Genomic DNA, 17223 nt, shown 5'->3' on the forward strand with positions numbered 1-17223 from the left:
TCGTCGCGACTGTCGGGGGCACGCATCGGGGGGCTCGGGTGATCCACCTTCCGAGTCTACACGACGCTGCGCGGACGCCTTCAACCCTTTTTCCGATTCGCCCGCGCGCGGAAGTATGATATCTCTCGCGCCGGATGGAAACGATGACCGCGCACCCCTCACCCGCCGCCGCGCGCGCCCGCCTAAAGCAGATTCTCGCCGAGCGATCGATCCGCTTCGGCGACTTCACGCTCTCCTCTGGAGCGAAAAGCAAGTATTACGCGGACGTGCGTCAGACGAGCCTTCATCCGGAGGGCGCGCTCCTGATCGCCCGCCTCCTGGACCCGATCCTCGCGGAGCACGGAGTGAAATCGATCGGAGGGCTGACGCTCGGCGCCGATCCGATCGTGGGCGCCACGATCGCGTGGACGCAGCTCCAGGGGAGAGGGCTGGTCGGATTCCTCGTGAGAAAGGAGCAGAAGTCCCACGGCACCGGGAATCGGATCGAGGGTCCCTTCGACAAGGCCCTCCCCGCCGCGATCGTCGACGACGTGGTCACGAAGGGCGGATCCGCGCTTCAGGCGCACGACGCCGTGAAAGCGGCCGGCGGCGAAGTGCGCGTGGTGGTCTGCGTCGTCGATCGCGGCGAGGGCGGCGGCGAGGAGTTCGCGACGCGCGGCGTCCCGTTCCGCGCGCTATTTCAGATCCAAGAATTCCTGCCCTAGCTTCGCCGCACCCCGGTTTCGCGGCTCCTCTAGTTCCCCGGCTGCCCGGTGTTGTCGGGCTCGACCCCCGCGCCCCCGGCGCCGGCGGCATCCCCGGACGGCGGCTCGCTGGTCGGCTGCGGAGGGGAAGGCGGCGGCTCCTGTTCGGGCGCCTGATCCGGAGGAACCGTGGGTTCCCCGTTGCCCGTGGAGTCGGCCGCGAGCGAATCGGACCAGAACGGCATGTGCAACACCGGGCAGAGCTGGCGCGGCTCCGTCTTGCGGATGAATGCGGCCCGCATCACGTGCAGGCAATCGGGCCCCGCGCGATATCCGGTGTCGCCGTCGATCCAGGCGTCCACCACGTCTTCCGGCGCCTCGAAATCGCGAAACGGCCGGTCCTGAAGCGCGACCTGCATGAAGCGAGCCCAGATCGGCACCGCGGCCGCGGTGCCGGTGAGGCCAATGCGGCGGTTCCGGTCGCACCCGACCCACACCCCGGTGGCCAGGTCGGGCGAGTAGCCGATGAACCACGCGTCGTTCTCATCGTCCGTGGTCCCGGTCTTCCCGGCCGCCGGCCGCATGAAGCCGTACGCGCTCCGGATCGCGGACGCGGTCCCGTAGATCACCGGTCCCTCGAGAAGGATCGTCGTCAGGTAGGCGGTCTCGGGGCGAATGACGCGGCGACCCTCCCGCCGCGGCGACCACCGGACGTTGCCGCCGCGGTCGAGAACCGCCTTCACCGCGATCGGGGGCACGCGCACGCCGCCGTTCGCGAGCGTCGCGTAGGCGGTCGTCAGCTCGAGGACCGAGAGCTCGCTGGTCCCAAGCGCGAGCGACGCGACCTGGCGAAGCCGGCTCTCGATCCCGAGGGAGCGCGCCATCTCGATCACCTTCGGGAGCCCCACCATCTGCGATAGCCTCACCGTCGCCACGTTGAGCGAGCGCGCGAGGGCGCGGGCCACGGTCACCTGCCCCGCGTACGAGTTCTCGAAATTCTTGGGCGACCACGGCCCGAGGTCGGTCTGGAACGTGTCGGGCTGATCGCGCAGGAGCGTCGCGGCGGTGATCGGCGGCCGCTTGCCCGAGAAATAGGAATCGAGGGCCGCGGCGTAGACGAACGGCTTGAAGGCGGAGCCCGGCTGCCGGCGGGAATCGACCGCGCGATTGTAGGGGCTCTCCGCGTAGTTCCGCCCGCCGACCATCGCGCGGATATACCCCGTCGAGGGCTCGATCGCCACGAGCGACGCCTGCGCGGGACTGCGCTCGGCTCCTCCGATCGGCGAGCGCGCGTCCGCGTCCCGCGCCCCGGCGCGCGCGATCCGCTCGGCCTCTTCCTGCATCCGGCCGTCCAGCGTGGTGAAGATCGAGAAGCCGCGCGCGCTCAGGTCGGACTCGGAGATGTCCTTGGCGAGGAGCTCCCGAACGTAGTCGACGAAGTACGGGGCGCGCGTCGTGGGCGGCGCATTGGCGGCAAAGCGGAGCGAGGTCTGCCGGTACCGGGCCGCGTCCTGCTTCGAGATGAAGCCGCACTCCACCATGTCGACGAGGACCTGATCCCGGCGCGCGAGCGCAGCCTCGGGATCGCGGTACGGGGACAGCTTGTTCGGCGCCGGGATGATGCCGACAAGAAGCGCCGCCTCGGCGGGCGTGATCTCTTGGACGTGCTTGTTGAAATAGTAGAGCGACCCTTCCTCGACCCCGCACACGCTCCAGGAGCCGCGCTGCCCCAGGTAGATCTGGTTCAAGTAGAACTCGAGGATCTGCTCCTTGGAATAGCGTAGCTCCACCATCACGGCGAGCAGCGCCTCGTGAAACTTCCTCCAGACGTTTCGCTCGCGCGAGAGGAAGAGGTTCTTCACGAGCTGCTGGCTGATCGTGCTCCCGCCCTCGACCACCCCTCCGGCGCGCAGGTTGCGCACGGTCGCGCGGCCCATGCCGAGAAGGTCGAGTCCCCAGTGCCGGAAGAAGCGGCGGTCCTCGCTCGCGACCACCGCGAGAACCAGATGCCGCGGCATGGCCGCCAGGGGGATGTAGCTCCGCCGCTCGCGCTCCTGATCCGAGAACTCGCCCAGGATCTCGGGGTCGATCCGCAGAAGGCCGCGCGGACCGGGCTCGGCAAATCCCTCGCCCAGGGAGGCGACCTGGTTGTCTTGAATATCCATGACCACCTCGGAGCCCCGCTCCACGTGATCCGGATAAGTGAAGGGACGGAGATGGATCTCGAAGGCCGTGCCACGGATCCGGTACTGCCCCGGATCGGCCGGGATCTTCCAGACCCGGCGGTACTGCGCGCGATCGAGCGCGCGCTGTATGACCGTCGCGTCGACGTGATCCCCGACGCGGTAGTCGCGCCAATCGGCGTAGACCTGGGTCGGAAACTTCCACCCCTGCCCCGCGTAGCGGTACGAGGAGAGCGAGGAGAGCCGGAACCAGTCGTATCCGAGGAAGGCGAGGACCAGGAGCAGGATGAACGCGAGCCAGCGGACGCGCCCGGGGGGCAGCCAGTCGGGCCGGCGCGTCCACCACGGGCCCGGTTTGCGGGGTGCGGGCTTGGATTGCGGCTTCTCGGTCACTACCGGAGGAGCGTAGGGGGAGCCGTGGCGCACGTCAACCGCGCGGCACGATTTCGCGAAACGCTACTTGTCGATGAGGACGTCTTCGAGGTACCGCATCCGGCCGACGGTGCGGGAATTGGTGCCGCCCGCCGGCGCGTTGAGGACGTAGTCGCGGTACGCGGTGAGCGCATCCCGCCGGTCCGAGTTGCGGCCGGAGAGTTCCTGAATCGACCAGAGACAGTCCGCATATTCGAGCTTCGCGCGGGTCCGATCCGGCCCGGCCGTCGAGCCGACGAGGGATTTCCAAGAGGACTTGAGCTTCCGGAGCGCGGCTAAGTCCGCGTTCTTCGCGGCGAACCCGGTCGCGAGTTGGAGCCGGTCGATCGGTCTCATCGATGCACGGTCCTGCTGGGGCTGCGCGGCCTCGCCCGCCGGCTGCGGCGGGGGATTCGCGGGGGTCGTTGCGCCCGCGCTTGGAGCCGGGGCACCTCCGGACGGTGCCGTCCCCCGCTCCGGCCAGCTCGTTTCGGACGGATTCACCGGGGCGGGCCTGGGCTCCAGTGCCGCCTCGGGTTGAGGGGCGGCCTCGGGCGCGACCGGTTTCGGCGCGGCCGCGTCGGGTGCTTGCCGGGTGCCGGTCGTCCGGACGACGCGGCTTGGAGCGGTCGGAACATCATCCACCGGCCTCCACGGGAAGCCTTCGCCGTCGCCGCTATTGGCGTCTTTCGGCGATTTGGCCGCGGCGCTGGTGCCCGCTTTGGGCTTGCCCTTCGCCGTGCGGGAGCCCGATTTGGTCGCATCCGGCGGCGGGCCCGGCGACGACGCCACGCCTGGCGTCGCGTCGAGGATCGTCGGGGCCGGCGACGGCGGCGCCCCCGAACCCGTGGTCGGCTGCGTCGGCGCGGACGTGGTCGTCGGTTGTGTCGTCGCGGACGGCGCGGGCGTCGGTTGCGCCGTCGCGGACGGCGTGGTCGTCGTGCTTCCGTCCGGGGCGCTCGGCGTGGCCGTGGCATCCGGTTGCGGCGCGACGGAGGGCGTCCCCCCATCCGGAGTGACGTCCAGCGCCTTGTCCTGCCTGAACGCGAGCGCGATCCAGACCGATACGCCAAGCAGCACGAGACCGCAGCCGATACCGCCGCCCCAGAGAGCAAGACGAACGAGCGTCGTCTTCCGCTTCTCGTCCGCGTCGCGCTTCCGCTTGAGGGCTTCGTTCGCGAACGAGAGGCTTCCTTCCGGGGGCGCCGAATCGCGCGGCACATCGGCGGGCTCGAAGTCCCACGTCGCGGCCGGCTGCTCGGCTGGCGCTTCCGCCTTGGGCGTGAAATTCGCGAAGGGGTCGGCCTCGCTCGAGCCGGACGCTTTCCCGCCGGCGGCCGGTGGCGTGCCCGACCCCGCCGCGGACGGCTCGGAACCTACATCGGCGAAGGAGATCTCGTCGAACAGGGGTGTCGAGGCGCGCGCTTCCCCGTGCATCGGCATCGATGACTGCGCTTCCGGGGTCGACTCTATCGACTCGGTCGTCTCGGGCGATTGCGCCGCGGGTGCGAGCGGCTCGTCAGGACCTTCGAACGACGGTGCCCCCATGACGGCCCGGGTCAGCTCCAGCTCGAGCCGGCACCCTTCGCAGACCGCGAGGTGCTCCTCTAGGGCGATCCGGTCCTCGGGCGACAGCGTTCCGGAGACGCACGGCTCCAGCTTGAGTTTTGCTTCGGCGCAGATCATCTCGGACCGAGTCTCCCGGCAACGGTGATTTCGGGCCCGCGCGCGGAGGTACCCACGAGCTCCCGTACCGGTAGCTATCGGATTCGGCCGGTAAGTTCTTGAGGTGAAAGGAGGCAGCCGAGGCGGGGCGCGAGCTATCTGGAATCAGAGGAAAACCGTGTAAGTCGTTTCAACATCAGGCCGTTGCGCGCGGCCCCCTACACCGTCAATCCGGAAGGATCGCTCCTTCTACGGGACAGGCCTCGAGGCAGGCGTTACAGCTCACGCAATCCTCGGCGACGATGAAGAGCCAGAGGGTGCCTTTGACATTTTGCCCCTCGCCCTTCTTGATGCAGTCGACGGGGCAGACATCCACGCAGGAGCTTTCGCCTTCGCAGATGTCCTTCACGATCTCATACGCCATGCGGCCTCCGAATCGGGTCGAAGCTACTGCACTTGGAGCATGCGGTCGAGCGCCGCGCGCGCCCAGTGCTTCGTCGTCTCCGCGACGCGAATCACGTTCACCGGCTCGCCTTCGACAATGCGCTCGAGCCCCCACAGGAGATTCTGCGGAGAAATCCGGTACATTGTAGCGCACATGCAGAAATCCTTCGAGAGGATCGCGATCTTCTTGTCGGGGAGCGTCCTTTGGAGCCGCTGGACAAGATGATACTCGGTGCCGACCGCCCAGCTCGATCCGGCGGGCGCCTCGCGCAGCGTCCGGATGATGGTCTCCGTCGAGCCCACGTGGTCGGCGGCCCGCGCCACCTCGTGCGGCACTTCCGGGTGGACCAGGATCTTCACGCTCGGATCTTCGGCTCTGCGCTCGGCCACGTGCCGGAGCTGGAACTTCGTATGGACGGAGCAGCAGCCCCTCCAGACGATCACCTTCGCGCTCCGGAGGGCTTCGTCGGAGATCCCGCCCTGCGGCAGCCGAGGATCCCAGAGGACGATCCGCTCGAGCGGGATCCCCATCTCGACGGCCGTGTTCCGGCCCAAGTGCTCGTCGGGGAGGAAGAAGACCTGCTCCCGCTCCCGGAACGCCCACTCGAAGATGCCGCGGCAATTCGACGAGGTGCAGACCGCGCCTCCCCGCTCGCCGCAGAATGCTTTGACGTCCGCGGTGGAATTCATGTACGTGATCGGCATGATGGAATGAAGCCCGGCTCGTTCCAGGGCCGCGCCGGCATCGAGCACGTCGTCGGTGGCCGCCATGTCGGCCATGGAGCAGCCCGCGTTCATGTCGGGAAGGATCACCTTCTGGTGCGGTTGTCTCAAGATATCGGCGCTCTCCGCCATGAAGTGAACGCCGCAGAAGACGATCCACTCGGCGTCCGTGCGCTCGGCGCCGAGCCGGGCCAGCTTGTAGGAGTCGCCCGTGATGTCGGCGTGCTCGATGACGTCGTCGCGTTGATAGTGGTGTCCCAGGATGACGAGGGACCCGCCCAGCGCGCGCTTCGCCGCGCGGATGCGGGTCGCGATCTCGTCGTCCTCGAGGACCAAGTAAGGCTCTGGAACCGACAAAGTGCGCGTGCCCATATCACTCTATTTGATGCGCCGAGGGGCTTCGGGTCAAGGGAAAGAACCCGCCTCCTTGGCGCCGAATCGCTCGCGGCATTCGGCGCGTCTAAACAGGGTTGGGGGCGCCGAGGCGTCCCGGCGGTCTTGACCCACCCCGATTGAAATGGGACCATGGGTCATCCGGCCCATGGATCCACCCTCAAACAACGGGAAACGCTCCTTGTCGCCCAGCGACAACAATTTCACGATCCACATCGCGACGGTGAACGGCTCGGGAAGCCAGACCGCGAACACGACGCTGCTGCGCGCCGTGTTCCAGATGGGCGTTCCCGTGTCGGGGAAGAACCTCTTCCCCTCGAACATCGCCGGGCTCCCCACCTGGTTCACGATCCGGATCAACGACCAAGGCTACGTCTCTCGCGACACGCGCTACGACGTCCTCGTCTCGATCAACCCCGAGACCTCGCTGGCCGACGTTTCAGCGATGGGCCCCGGAAGCGTGATCCTCCTCGCGGAGGGGGCTCCTGCTCCTAAAATTCCCCCGGACCGCGTCGTCTACACCGTTCCGTTCGCGAAGCTGGTGGAACCCCTGGTCGCCGACGCGAAGCTCCGGAAGCTTGTCGTCAACATGATCTACGTCGGGGTGGTGAGCTGGCTCCTGGGGATCGATCCGGCCGAGGTCGACCAAGCGCTCACGGCGCAACTGGGAAAGAAACCGAAGGCTTTGGAAATGAACCGCGCCGCCGTGCGGGCCGGAATCGACTACGCGTCCGCGAATCTCAAGAAAGCGCCATTCCAGGTCCGTCGGGCCGACAAGACCGCGGGGAAGATCCTGATCGACGGAAACCAAGCCGGAGCGCTCGGCGCGGTGTTCGCCGGCGTCACCTACGTCTCGTGGTATCCGATCACGCCCTCCTCGAGCCTCGCCGAGCAGCTGGAGATGTTCCTCGCCCGCTACCGCCGCGACCCGAAGAGCGGAAAGGCCACGTACGCCGTGGTCCAGGCCGAGGACGAGATCGCCGCCATCGGGATGGTCCTCGGCGCTTCCTGGGCGGGAGCGCGCGCCATGACGACGACGTCGGGACCAGGTCTCTCGCTCATGACCGAGTTCACCGGCTACGCGTACTACGCGGAGATCCCCGCCGTGATCTGGGACATCCAGCGCATCGGGCCGAGCACGGGGCTCCCCACGCGCACGTCGCAGGCGGACCTCCTCTCGGTGGCGTTCCTCTCGCACGGCGATACGAAGCACGTGATGCTCTTCCCCGCCACGGTGGAGGACTGCTACGAGTTCGGGCTCAAGGCGTTCGACCTTGCCGAGCGGCTCCAGACGCCGGTCTTCGTGATGTCCGACCTTGACCTCGGCATGAACGTCTGGATGTCCGATCCCTTCCGCTATCCCGAGAAGCCGTGGGACCGCGGCAAGGTTCTGGACGCCGCCGACCTCACCCGGATCGGATCGTTCGAGCGGTACAAGGACATCGACGGGGATGCGATCCCCTACCGGACGCTGCCCGGGACGCCGCACCCGCTGGCCGGCTATTTCACGCGCGGCTCCGGCCACGACGAGCAGGCGCGCTACACGGAGAGCGCGGAGACCTACGCCCGCGTCATGGACCGGCTTCGGCGGAAGTGGGAGACCGCGAGGGAGCTTATGCCGGCACCCGTGGTCGAGCGGGCGCGAGGCGCGGAGGTGGGCATGGTGGCGTTCGGCTCGACGCACCACGCCATGGACGAGGCGCGGGATCGCCTGCGCGCCGACGGCCTGGCGACCTCGTACCTGCTGGTAAAAGGCTACCCGTTCTCGAAGGAAGTCCGGCGCTTCGTCGAGGCGCATGAGCGGATCTACGTGGTCGAGCAGAACCGCGACGCCCAGATGGCCGCGCTCCTCAAGATGGAGTACGCGGACCTGGCGCCGCGCATCCGTTCGATCCTCCACTACGACGGGCTTCCGATCGACGCGCGGAGCGTGATCGAGGGCATGCGGTCCGGAGAGCAAATGGAGGTGGCCGCCCGATGACCCCCCCGACGAGCGCTCCGGTAAACCGCATCGGCCTGACCGCGAGCGATTACAAGGGATCGAAGTCCACGCTCTGCCCCGGCTGCGGGCACGACGCGATCACGGCGAGCATCATCCAGGCGGCGTTCGAGCTGGGCCTGGAGCAGCACCGCGTGGCGAAGCTCTCGGGGATCGGCTGCTCCAGCAAGACGCCGGCCTACTTCCTGGGCCGGTCGCATTCATTCAACGCCGTCCACGGCCGGATGCCGTCGATCGCGACCGGCGTCCACGTCGCCAACCGGGAGCTGATCCTTCTCGGAGTCTCCGGAGACGGAGACAGCGCGTCGATCGGGCTCGGCCAGTACTGCCATCTCATCCGCCGCAACGTTCCGGTCGTCTACATCATCGAGAACAACGGCGTCTACGGCCTCACGAAGGGGCAGTTCTCCGCGACCGCGGACGTCGGCAGCAAGGCGAAGGCGGGCCAGGTGAACGACTACATGCCGATCGATCTCTGCGCGGTCGCGATCGAGCTGGGCTGCGGCTTCGTCGCGCGCTCGTTCTCGGGGGATCCCAAGCAGCTCCGGCCGATACTCAAGGCGGCTTTCTCCCACCGCGGGACGGCCGTCCTCGACGTGATCAGCCCCTGCGTCACGTTCAACAACCACGAGGGATCGACGAAGAGCTACCTGAACGTGAAGGAGCACGACGCCCCGCTCCATGAAATCAGCTTCGTTCCGCACTTCGAGAACATCGAGGTCGACTACGCGCCAGGCGAGACCCGGGAGGTGTCCCTCCACGACGGCTCGCGGATCGTGCTGAAGAAGCTGGAGGAGGACTACGACCCGACCGACCGGACGCGGGCGATCGGGATGATCCACCAAGGGCGGGCGGAGAACCGATTCATGACGGGAATTCTCTACCTCGATCAGGGGAAGGAGCCTCTGGATCGGGAGCTCAACCTGGTGGACGAGCCGCTCGCGTCGCTGCCGCTCGAGCGGGTCCGCCCTCCCAAGGCCGCCCTCGAAGAGGTCATGGCCGGCCTGAAGATCGGAAAGGGTTAAGGCCTGACGCTCCCCTACCCGTCCTGCGGGGGATCGTCGTCGCCCCGCGTCTCCCGGTAGTAGACCTTGAACTTTTTCCGCAGCCGCTCGCGCCGCCAACGATCCCTCATGCCGCGAAAGGGATTCCTGAAGCGGAAGCCGCGCCACCCGCGCCACGGCGTGGGCCCTCTCAGGTAGAGCCAGCCGAAGAGCATCCCTCCCAGATGCGCCACGTGCGCCACCCCGCCGCCGTTCGACGTCAGGCTGGACCAGAAGGTGATGGCACCCAGGATCAGAACGAAGTACTTCGCCTTGATCGGAATGACGAAGTAGAGAAGCAGCGTCCGCTCCGGAAAGAGAAGCCCGTAAGCGGCCAGGAGGCCATAGATCGCTCCCGACGCTCCGATGATCGGGATCGTGCTGCCCGGAGTCACGAGCGTCGAGCAGAGCGCGGCTCCGATGCCGGTCACGAAGTAGAAGCGGAAGAACCTCTGGGTTCCCCAGAGCCACTCCAGCTCCGTCCCGAACATCCAGAGCGCGAGCATGTTGAGGAGCAGATGGAGGAAGCCGCCGTGGAGAAACATGTAGGTCACCATCTGCCACAGGAAGAGATGGTGGGTGACGTCGTACGGCACCAGGCCGAAGAGCCGGTCGAAGCGCACCTGGGCGAGAAATCCGGCGAGCACCTGGAAGACGTAGACGCCCACGGTCGCGAAGAGGAGCGTCCGGACGCCGGGCGAGAGCGGGCCGCCGAGGACGATCTGACGAGGCTGCTCGAATCGACCGTTCACTTGCGGACCTTGCGCGCCGTGCTTCGCGGCGCCGCGGCGGGTCGGGCATCCAGGAAGAGCGCCCGGTCCTTCTTCGAGTCGTCGAACGCCTGGCGGACGAGCGAATCGAGCTCGACCCGAAGCTCGACCTTGCGCCGCTCCATCGCGCGGGCCGCCGTCTCGATCACGCCGTCGACCCGGTGCTCGACGAAGGAGCCGGGCGAGCCCCAGACGAACGACGGAACGTAGGCGGGCATCAATTCCGTTCCGAATAGATTGCAGCCGATCCCGACCACGCACCCGGTCGTGAACGAGGTGCCGATCCCGGTTTTCGTGAAGTCCCCCACCGTGAGGCCCAGGAACTTCTGCCCCGACCCCTCGCCCTTGCCCTCGCGGAACGCGGCCGCGGAGCGGAAGAAGCGGATCTCACCGTAGTTGTTCTTCAGGTCGCTGTTGTTGGTGTCAGCGCCCAGGTTCACCCACTCTCCGACGTAGGAGTGCCCCAGGAATCCGTCGTGCTGCTTGTTCGAATATCCTTGGAATACCGACGCCTCGATCTCGCCTCCCACCTTGCAGACCGGGCCGATCGAGGATCCGCCCCGGATCCTGGCCCCCGCCTTCACGACCGTCCTCTCGCCGATCACCGCGGGTCCCTCGATGTACGTGAGCGGCTCGACCGTCGCATTCTCCTGGATCAGGATCGGACCCATCTCGGCGTTCAGGACCGCCCCCGATTGGACCCGGGCCCCCCTCGCGACGTGGAGCGCCTCCGGCTGGGTGACGTGGACGCCGGCTTCGACGGTTCCGCGCACGGTTCCCGGCTGAAACGCGCTCCGGAAGTCCTGGACGATCTGCCGGGGGCTCCATCGGATGAGGTCCGCCGCGGAGCGCGAGAGGAACGCGTTCACCTCGGCCGGGAACCGGAGATCCTCGAAGGCGCGCTCCGGGCTTCCGGCGCGGAGATGGCGCGCCGCGTGAGCCACCCGCTTCGCGGCTACCTTCGCGGCGAAGAGCACTCCGTTCGCCATGAAGGAAGCCTCGGTCGGGGAGGCGGCGAGGAAGTGGAGCACCTCGTCGTCGGTCATGCAGAGCCGCCCGTTCACGAAGAGCGTCTCTTCCTCCGGAGGCTCGCCGACCTGCGCCGTCGGATAGAGGACCCGCACGAGGTCCTCCAGCTCCGGGCGGACGACGAGCACGAGCGGCGCGTCGGGGAAGGCCCGGATGAGCTTCTCGATCAGAGAGAAAATACCGCACCGAAGCGCGAAGACAGGTCGGAGGAGCGCGTGCGGTCCGAAGAGGGCGACCTCGGGATCCTCGTAGATGCAGAGATTCACCTGGGTAAGGTAGGGACGCGGCACCGTCGCGTCAAGTCGTGGCGCGCCGACCCGCGATTCCCTACAATGCCCCCATGGCCGAAGCGAAGCCCCAAACCCCGTCGAAAACCGAAGCCCCGAGGGAGCCCCAGGCATTGACCCGCGTGCCCCCCCCGAGCAAGCAGCCGCCGGCGGTGCCGCGCGAGCCCTCGGCCCGGGCGCTCCGATACCGCGAGCACCGCATTCCGCGCCGCCACCGGGTGTTCGTCAACCGGAACCTGCGCATGACGAAGATCCGGGCGATCGGCTTCGATCTCGACCACACGCTGGCGCACTACGATCCCGTCGCCGTCGAGACGCTCGCCTTCGACCTCACGAAGCAGAAGCTGGTCGAGAACAAGGGGTACCCGCGCGAGATCCTGGCGTTTCCGTACGACCCACCGTGGGTCATCCGGGGTCTCGTGGTGGACAAGAAGCGCGGGAACCTTCTCAAGATGGACTACTTCAATTTCGTCTCGCGCGCCTACCACGGCCTGACCCAGCTCCGCTCGGACGAGCGGAAGCGGGCCTATCGGTCCGATCGGATCCGGCTGGGGCACGAGAATTACGTATCGGTCGACACCCTGTTCCATTTGCCGGAAGTCTACCTCTACCTCTGCCTGGTCGACTTTCTGGAGAAGCGCGATCGGGGCGCTGCGCTCGACTACGAAAAGGTCTACCAGGACGTCCGGGAGATGATCGACGAGGCGCACCGGGACGGGACGCTCAAGTCGGTGATCACCGGGGACCTCGATCGCTACATCCGGTTCGATCCCGAGGCGCGGATCACGCTCGAGGAGTTCCGGCGGGCCGGGAAGAAGCTCTTCCTTCTCACGAACAGCGAATGGGAATACACCGACAAGCTGCTCCGTCACATATTGGTGAGGGGAAAGGGCGCCCCCGGCCACTGGACGGAGCTCTTCAATCTCGTGATCGTGGAAGCGGGAAAGCCGGACTTCTTCGGATCGGCGGAGGCGCCGGAGCCGGTCCCCGGGCTCAAGGGACAGAAGCTCTCGGCGACCATCGGCCGCGGGGGCGGGAGCGCGTACCTCCAGCGCGCGCTCGGCGCGAGCGGCGAGCACATCCTCTACTTCGGCGATCACACGTACGGCGACATCCTACAGTCGAAGCGGGTCGCCGGCTGGCGGACGGCCATGATCGTTCCGGAGCTCGACCGGGAGATCACGGTCACGACCGACTTCGCCAAGGAATTCGAGCGGCTCGCGAAGCTCTCCTCGGAGCGCCACCAGCTGGAGATCGAAAAGGCGGCGATGGGGCGGGAGCTCAGGCGCTTGGCGTTCGTGCTGAGCGAGAACGACGGTACGGATCCGACGCGGCGCGCCGAGATCGCGGCGCGGATCGAAGGCGTCCCGATTCAGATCGAGGAGATGGACCGGCGCGGCGTGGAGCTGGAGGGCGAGATCGAGAGCCTGCGGGTGAAGATCGACCGGGCCTACAATCCCCGGTGGGGCTCGCTCTTCCGCGAAGGCAACGAGTCGAGCCGCTTCGGTCACCAGCTCAAGGATTTCGCCTGCGTCTATACGAGCCGGGTGTCGAATTTCCTGCACTACCCCTGGAATTATTACTTCCAGTCCCCCGTCGGCTACATGCCTCACGACATCTAGGCGGGCGCCTCCCCTTCCGGGAGACCCGCGGCGAGCAGGGACGGCAGGAAGAGGAGCAGCAGCGGCGCCGACAAGGCGAAGCCGCCCGTGACGGCCAGCGCCAGGGGACGCAGGAGCGCGCTCCCCGCTCCCCACCCCAGCAGGAGCGGCGTCAGCGCCGCGATTCCCGCGAGCGTGGTCATCAAGATCGGCCGAAGGCGCCGGGTCGCGGCGAGCCGCGCCGCCTCGTGGGAATCGGCGCCGCCCTCGCGGCGACGGCGATACTCCGCGACGACGAAGACCGCGTTCTCGGCCACGATGCCGACGACCATGATCGCTCCGACGAAGCTCGACAGGTTGAACGTCTCGCCGGCCGCGCGAAGCGCTACGAAGACCCCCGCGAGCGACGCCAGCGCCGTTCCCAGCACGGCGACGGACTGCCGCCACGATCGAAACGCCAGGAGAAGAATGAGGAGCACGGTGGAGCTCGCGAGCGCCAGCACCAGAAGCAATCCCTGGAACGACGACTGCTGCTCCTGATACTGGCCGGCGTACTCGACTCCGACGCCGGGGCTCGACGCAAGGCGCGCGCGGAGCAGACGGCGGATCTCGGCGACGGTCGAGCCGAGATCCCGGCCGGACAGCCGGGCGGTGATGGTGTTGACACTCCGCTGATCGGCGCGCTGGACCTCCGCGTCCCCGGGCACCAGCCGGGGCGTGGCGACGTCCGCCAGGCGGACCAGACCGCCTCCCGCCGTCGGAGCCTCGGTGTCGAGGAGCGACGCCAGCCGATCCCCCGGCGCCGGCGGCAGCGTGAGGCGCACCGGCCACACGCGCGCCACGCGCGGCATCTGCCCCGCGGGGACGCCGGCGACCCGCGGCCCGAGGAGCGCCTCCAGACCCGGCGCGTCGATTCCGAGACGGGATCCGTTCCGGTTGGGCGTGAGCAGCAAATTGGGGCCGCTGATGACCACGCCGTCGCGCACGTCGACCACGCCGGGCACGCGCGCGATTACCGCGGCGGCCTCCCGCGCGAGACGCTGCCCGAGCGCGCGGTCCTCCGTGATCAATCGCACCTCGATCGGCTGCGGGCTGGTGGTGAGATCGCCGATCACGTCCTCGACCAGCTGCCCGAACTCGATCTCGATCCCCGGCGCCGCGACCCCGATCCGCTGGCGCAGGTCGTCGGCGATCTCCTCCCCGGTCCGGTGGCGGGCACTCTTGAGGCGGAGGACGTAGTCGCCGTGGTTGGGCTCGGTGATGAAAAAGCCGAGCTGATTTCCCGTGCGGCGCGACCACGCGACGATCTCGGATGTCGCGTCGAGCTGGCGCTCCAGCGGCGCCAGCATCCGCACCGTCTCTTCGAGCGACGTGCCGGCGGGCGTGAAGTAGTCGAGAATGAGCGAGCCCTCGTCCATGGAGGGTAGGAATCCGCTCCCCATCCCCACGCCGAGGCCGGCCCCGAGGAGCGCGATCACGCCGACCCCGATCCAGATCGCTCGCCGATGGCGCAGCAGACGCGAGACGAGCGTCTCCCCCGCGCCGGCGAACGGCAGCCGCGGGGCCCCGCGTCGCAGCCCCGCCAGGTATGGAAGGAGCGTCAGGCTGAGCACGAGCGACGCCGAGAGCATCGTCGCGATCGAGACCGCCAGCACGCGGAAGAACGCCCCAGCCAGGCCGCCGAGGAGCCCGAACGGCACGAAGATCGCGAGCGTGCAGAAGCTGGACGCGAACACGGTCGGGGCAAGCTCGGCCAGTGCCTCGGCCCGATCGCGACCTCGGGCGCCCTCGTGCGCGAGGTGCTCGACGATGACGATCGCGTCGTCGAGGACCAGGCCGATCGCCGCGGCGATCCCTCCCAGGGTCATGAGGTTCAGGGACTGCCGCGCCATGCCGAGGCCGAGGAGCGTGAGCGCGACGCTGCCCGGGAGCACGACCGCCGCGAGCGCGCCAAGGAACGGGCTCCCGATGAACGCGGCGATGATCGCGATCGCGAGCAGCCCGCCGACGAGGAGCCCGTCGCGGACGCTCCCGATCGAGGCCCGAATGAGATCCGCCTGGTCGTAGAAGATGCCCACGCTCACGTCCGGCGGGAGCTCGCTCCGGTGGGAGGCGAGCCAGGAGGTCAGGGCATCCGCGAGCGTGACGGTGCTGGCGCTCTGCTGGCGGAGAAGATTGATGAGCACCGCCTCGCCCTGGCGCGCCGCGTAGCGCGTGAACTGCGGCGCGTCCGCGAGATCGATCTGCCCCAGCGCGCCGAGTGGAACCGGCGCGCCGCCGGGCGTCGGGATCGGGATAGCGGCGACCTCCTCGAGGCTGTGCGGCCGGGCGTCGACCAAGGCCAAGTAGAGCTCCCGGTTGGCTTCCTTGAGGCCGAGGCTCCGTAGCTCGAGGGCGCGGGCGACCGCGTCCGCGACATCGGAGACGGTGAGGCTCCGCGCATGCAATGCGGCCACGTCCAGGGTCACGCGGACCTCGGGCTTCCGCCCGCCCTGCAGCACGACCTCGGAAACCCCGGGCAGCCGAGCCAAGGCGGGTCGGAGCTGAAGCTCCGCCATGTCGCGCAGCTCGATCTGCGAACGTTGGGGCGAGGTGAGGGAGAGCCCGACCACCGGGAACAGGGTCGGGCTCATCAGGCGCGCATCGAGCGACGTCCCGGCCGGGAGCTGATCGCGAATCGAGGAGGCGAGGGCCTGCACCCGCGAGAGCGCCAGGTCCATGTCCGAGCCCCAGTCGAAATTCAGGTTGATCTCGCTGGAGCCGCGACTGGTGGTGGAGCGCATCTCGTGAAGCCCCGGGACGCGGCGGATGCTCTGCTCCAGGGGCATGGTCACCCCGCGGAGCATCTCGTCGGTGTCCCGCTCCCCGCTGTCGGCGATCACCGTGATCCGGGGAAAGGTGACCTCGGGCAGGATCGCGGCGGGAAGCTTGAGGCCGAGGGCGATCCCGGCCGCGGCGAGAAGCAGGAACGCGAACAGGACGGCCCGGTGCTGGGACTGGAGCGACCGAAAGAAACGCGTCACGGTCGAACCGCTACGTGCATTCCGTCGAGGAGCGCCCGCTGGCCGTCCACGACGAGGAGCACCCCCTGTTTGAGATCGGCTCCCGAGACCGCCCGCGCGCGATCGACCCGGGGGCCGAGGCGCACGCTCACCCAACGCACGACCTCGCCCGAATCCAGAACCGCGATCCGGCTCGCCCCGGTGAGATCGTCTTCCACCACGGCGGTATCGGGCACGGCCAGCGACGTGATGTTCCGTCCCGTGAAGATGACCCCCGTGCCGAACCTCCCCAGAGCGGGACGCTCGGGAGGCGCCTGAGGGCGCAGCCAGACGAGGGTCGACTGGTCACCCCCGGAGGTCGGGAGCGAGGACCGGACGCGGGCGGCGCGCGCCGGACCGTCACCGTCCGATATCGTCGACTCCATTCCGGCGCGGATCGCCGCGGATTCGGAGACCGGGACGCGGACCTCGAACACAAGGGCGTCGTCCGTGACGACGGCGAGGAGCTCGCTCCCGGAGCTGAGCCGCGATCCGGCATCGATCTGGCGCCGGAGCACGGTCCCGCTCGCCGGGCTCGTGATCGGCACGTGGACGATCGACCTGCGGGCCTCGGCGACCGCTTGCTCGGCGTCCTGAATGCTCCGCGCGTCGGTCGCCTGCCGCCTCATCATCTCGGCTCCCCGGAGCACCGCGTCCGACTCCGCGGTCCGGCACCACGCGAGGACCTCGCCCCGACGGACGCGATCGCCGATCCCCACGGCGATCGACTCGACCACCGCTTCGAAGGGCGCGGGAAGCACGGTCTCGACAGACGCCTTCCACTGGCCCGGCGCCTCGATCGTTTCCCGGAACGATCGGGATTCCACCCGCGCGACCCGCACCTCGGGTCTCGGGATCGCCGCGGTATCGGCAGGCGGCTCCGAGCTGCAGCCCGCGAGCGCGGCACCGAGTCCGAGGATCATCAGCATTTTGGGGAGTGCGCGCATCGTC

Annotated in this window: 12 protein-coding genes; 4 read left to right on the forward strand and 8 right to left on the reverse strand. The window is 68.3% G+C overall.

The genetic code is table 11. The annotated features are described in order from the left end of the window. The first annotated feature begins 134 nt into the window (after positions 1–134). Positions 135–704: an orotate phosphoribosyltransferase gene (gene pyrE / locus E6K79_02330; protein ID TMQ66762.1), complete on the forward strand. Its 570-nt coding sequence runs from the start codon at positions 135–137 to the stop codon at positions 702–704. Positions 705–733: 29 nt separating this feature from the next. On the opposite strand, the gene E6K79_02335 is transcribed toward pyrE, so the two are convergent. The 4 genes from E6K79_02335 to nadA form a co-directional block, all read right to left on the reverse strand. Continuing rightward, positions 734–3292 (reverse strand): PBP1A family penicillin-binding protein, encoded by a 2559-nt coding sequence (locus tag E6K79_02335; GenBank protein TMQ66763.1) that lies wholly within the window; start codon positions 3290–3292, stop codon positions 734–736. A gap of 30 nt (positions 3293–3322) precedes the next feature. Further along, positions 3323–4963, reverse strand: a complete 1641-nt coding sequence (locus tag E6K79_02340) for a hypothetical protein (protein ID TMQ66764.1) — start codon at positions 4961–4963, stop codon at positions 3323–3325. 205 nt (positions 4964–5168) lie between these two features. Continuing rightward, positions 5169–5366 carry a 4Fe-4S dicluster domain-containing protein gene (locus E6K79_02345; protein ID TMQ66765.1) on the reverse strand — a complete coding sequence of 66 codons (198 nt, stop codon included), beginning with the start codon at positions 5364–5366 and terminating at the stop codon, positions 5169–5171. Between the two features lie 23 nt (positions 5367–5389). Next, complete coding sequence (gene nadA / locus E6K79_02350; protein ID TMQ66766.1) at positions 5390–6481, reverse strand: quinolinate synthase NadA; 1092 nt, start codon at positions 6479–6481, stop codon at positions 5390–5392. Between the two features lie 169 nt (positions 6482–6650). Here nadA and E6K79_02355 point away from each other — a divergent pair, with 169 nt between their 5' ends. Further along, positions 6651–8483 (forward strand): 2-oxoacid:acceptor oxidoreductase subunit alpha, encoded by a 1833-nt coding sequence (locus tag E6K79_02355; GenBank protein ID TMQ66767.1) that lies wholly within the window; start codon positions 6651–6653, stop codon positions 8481–8483. Further along, complete coding sequence (locus tag E6K79_02360) at positions 8480–9526, forward strand: 2-oxoacid:ferredoxin oxidoreductase subunit beta (protein TMQ66768.1); 1047 nt, start codon at positions 8480–8482, stop codon at positions 9524–9526. The genes E6K79_02355 and E6K79_02360 overlap by 4 nt, the downstream gene beginning before the upstream one ends. Before the next feature lie 14 nt (positions 9527–9540). Here E6K79_02360 and E6K79_02365 read toward each other — a convergent pair whose 3' ends face one another. Beyond that, the gene (locus tag E6K79_02365; protein ID TMQ66769.1) at positions 9541–10296 is read right to left on the reverse strand and encodes a rhomboid family intramembrane serine protease; all 756 of its coding nucleotides are present in this window, start codon (positions 10294–10296) and stop codon (positions 9541–9543) included. Further along, positions 10293–11744, reverse strand: coding sequence for a hypothetical protein (locus tag E6K79_02370; protein TMQ66770.1), 1452 nt, complete (start codon positions 11742–11744; stop codon positions 10293–10295). The genes E6K79_02365 and E6K79_02370 overlap by 4 nt, the downstream gene beginning before the upstream one ends. On the opposite strand from E6K79_02370, the gene E6K79_02375 reads away from it, so the two are divergent. Further along, on the forward strand, positions 11684–13252 hold the full coding sequence (locus E6K79_02375) for an HAD family hydrolase (protein TMQ66771.1): 1569 nt from the start codon (positions 11684–11686) through the stop codon (positions 13250–13252). The genes E6K79_02370 and E6K79_02375 overlap by 61 nt on opposite strands. Here the strand turns inward: E6K79_02375 and E6K79_02380 are convergent. Both E6K79_02380 and E6K79_02385 read right to left on the reverse strand, forming a co-directional pair. After that, positions 13249–16563 (reverse strand): efflux RND transporter permease subunit, encoded by a 3315-nt coding sequence (locus tag E6K79_02380; protein ID TMQ66772.1) that lies wholly within the window; start codon positions 16561–16563, stop codon positions 13249–13251. The two genes, E6K79_02375 and E6K79_02380, sit on opposite strands and share 4 nt — an antisense overlap. After that, positions 16251–17219: an HlyD family efflux transporter periplasmic adaptor subunit gene (locus E6K79_02385; GenBank protein ID TMQ66773.1), complete on the reverse strand. Its 969-nt coding sequence runs from the start codon at positions 17217–17219 to the stop codon at positions 16251–16253. The genes E6K79_02380 and E6K79_02385 overlap by 313 nt, the downstream gene beginning before the upstream one ends. Positions 17220–17223: the final 4 nt, after the last annotated feature.

Source organism: Candidatus Eisenbacteria bacterium (genome assembly GCA_005893305.1).
Lineage (GTDB): Bacteria > Eisenbacteria > RBG-16-71-46 > SZUA-252 > SZUA-252 > WS-9.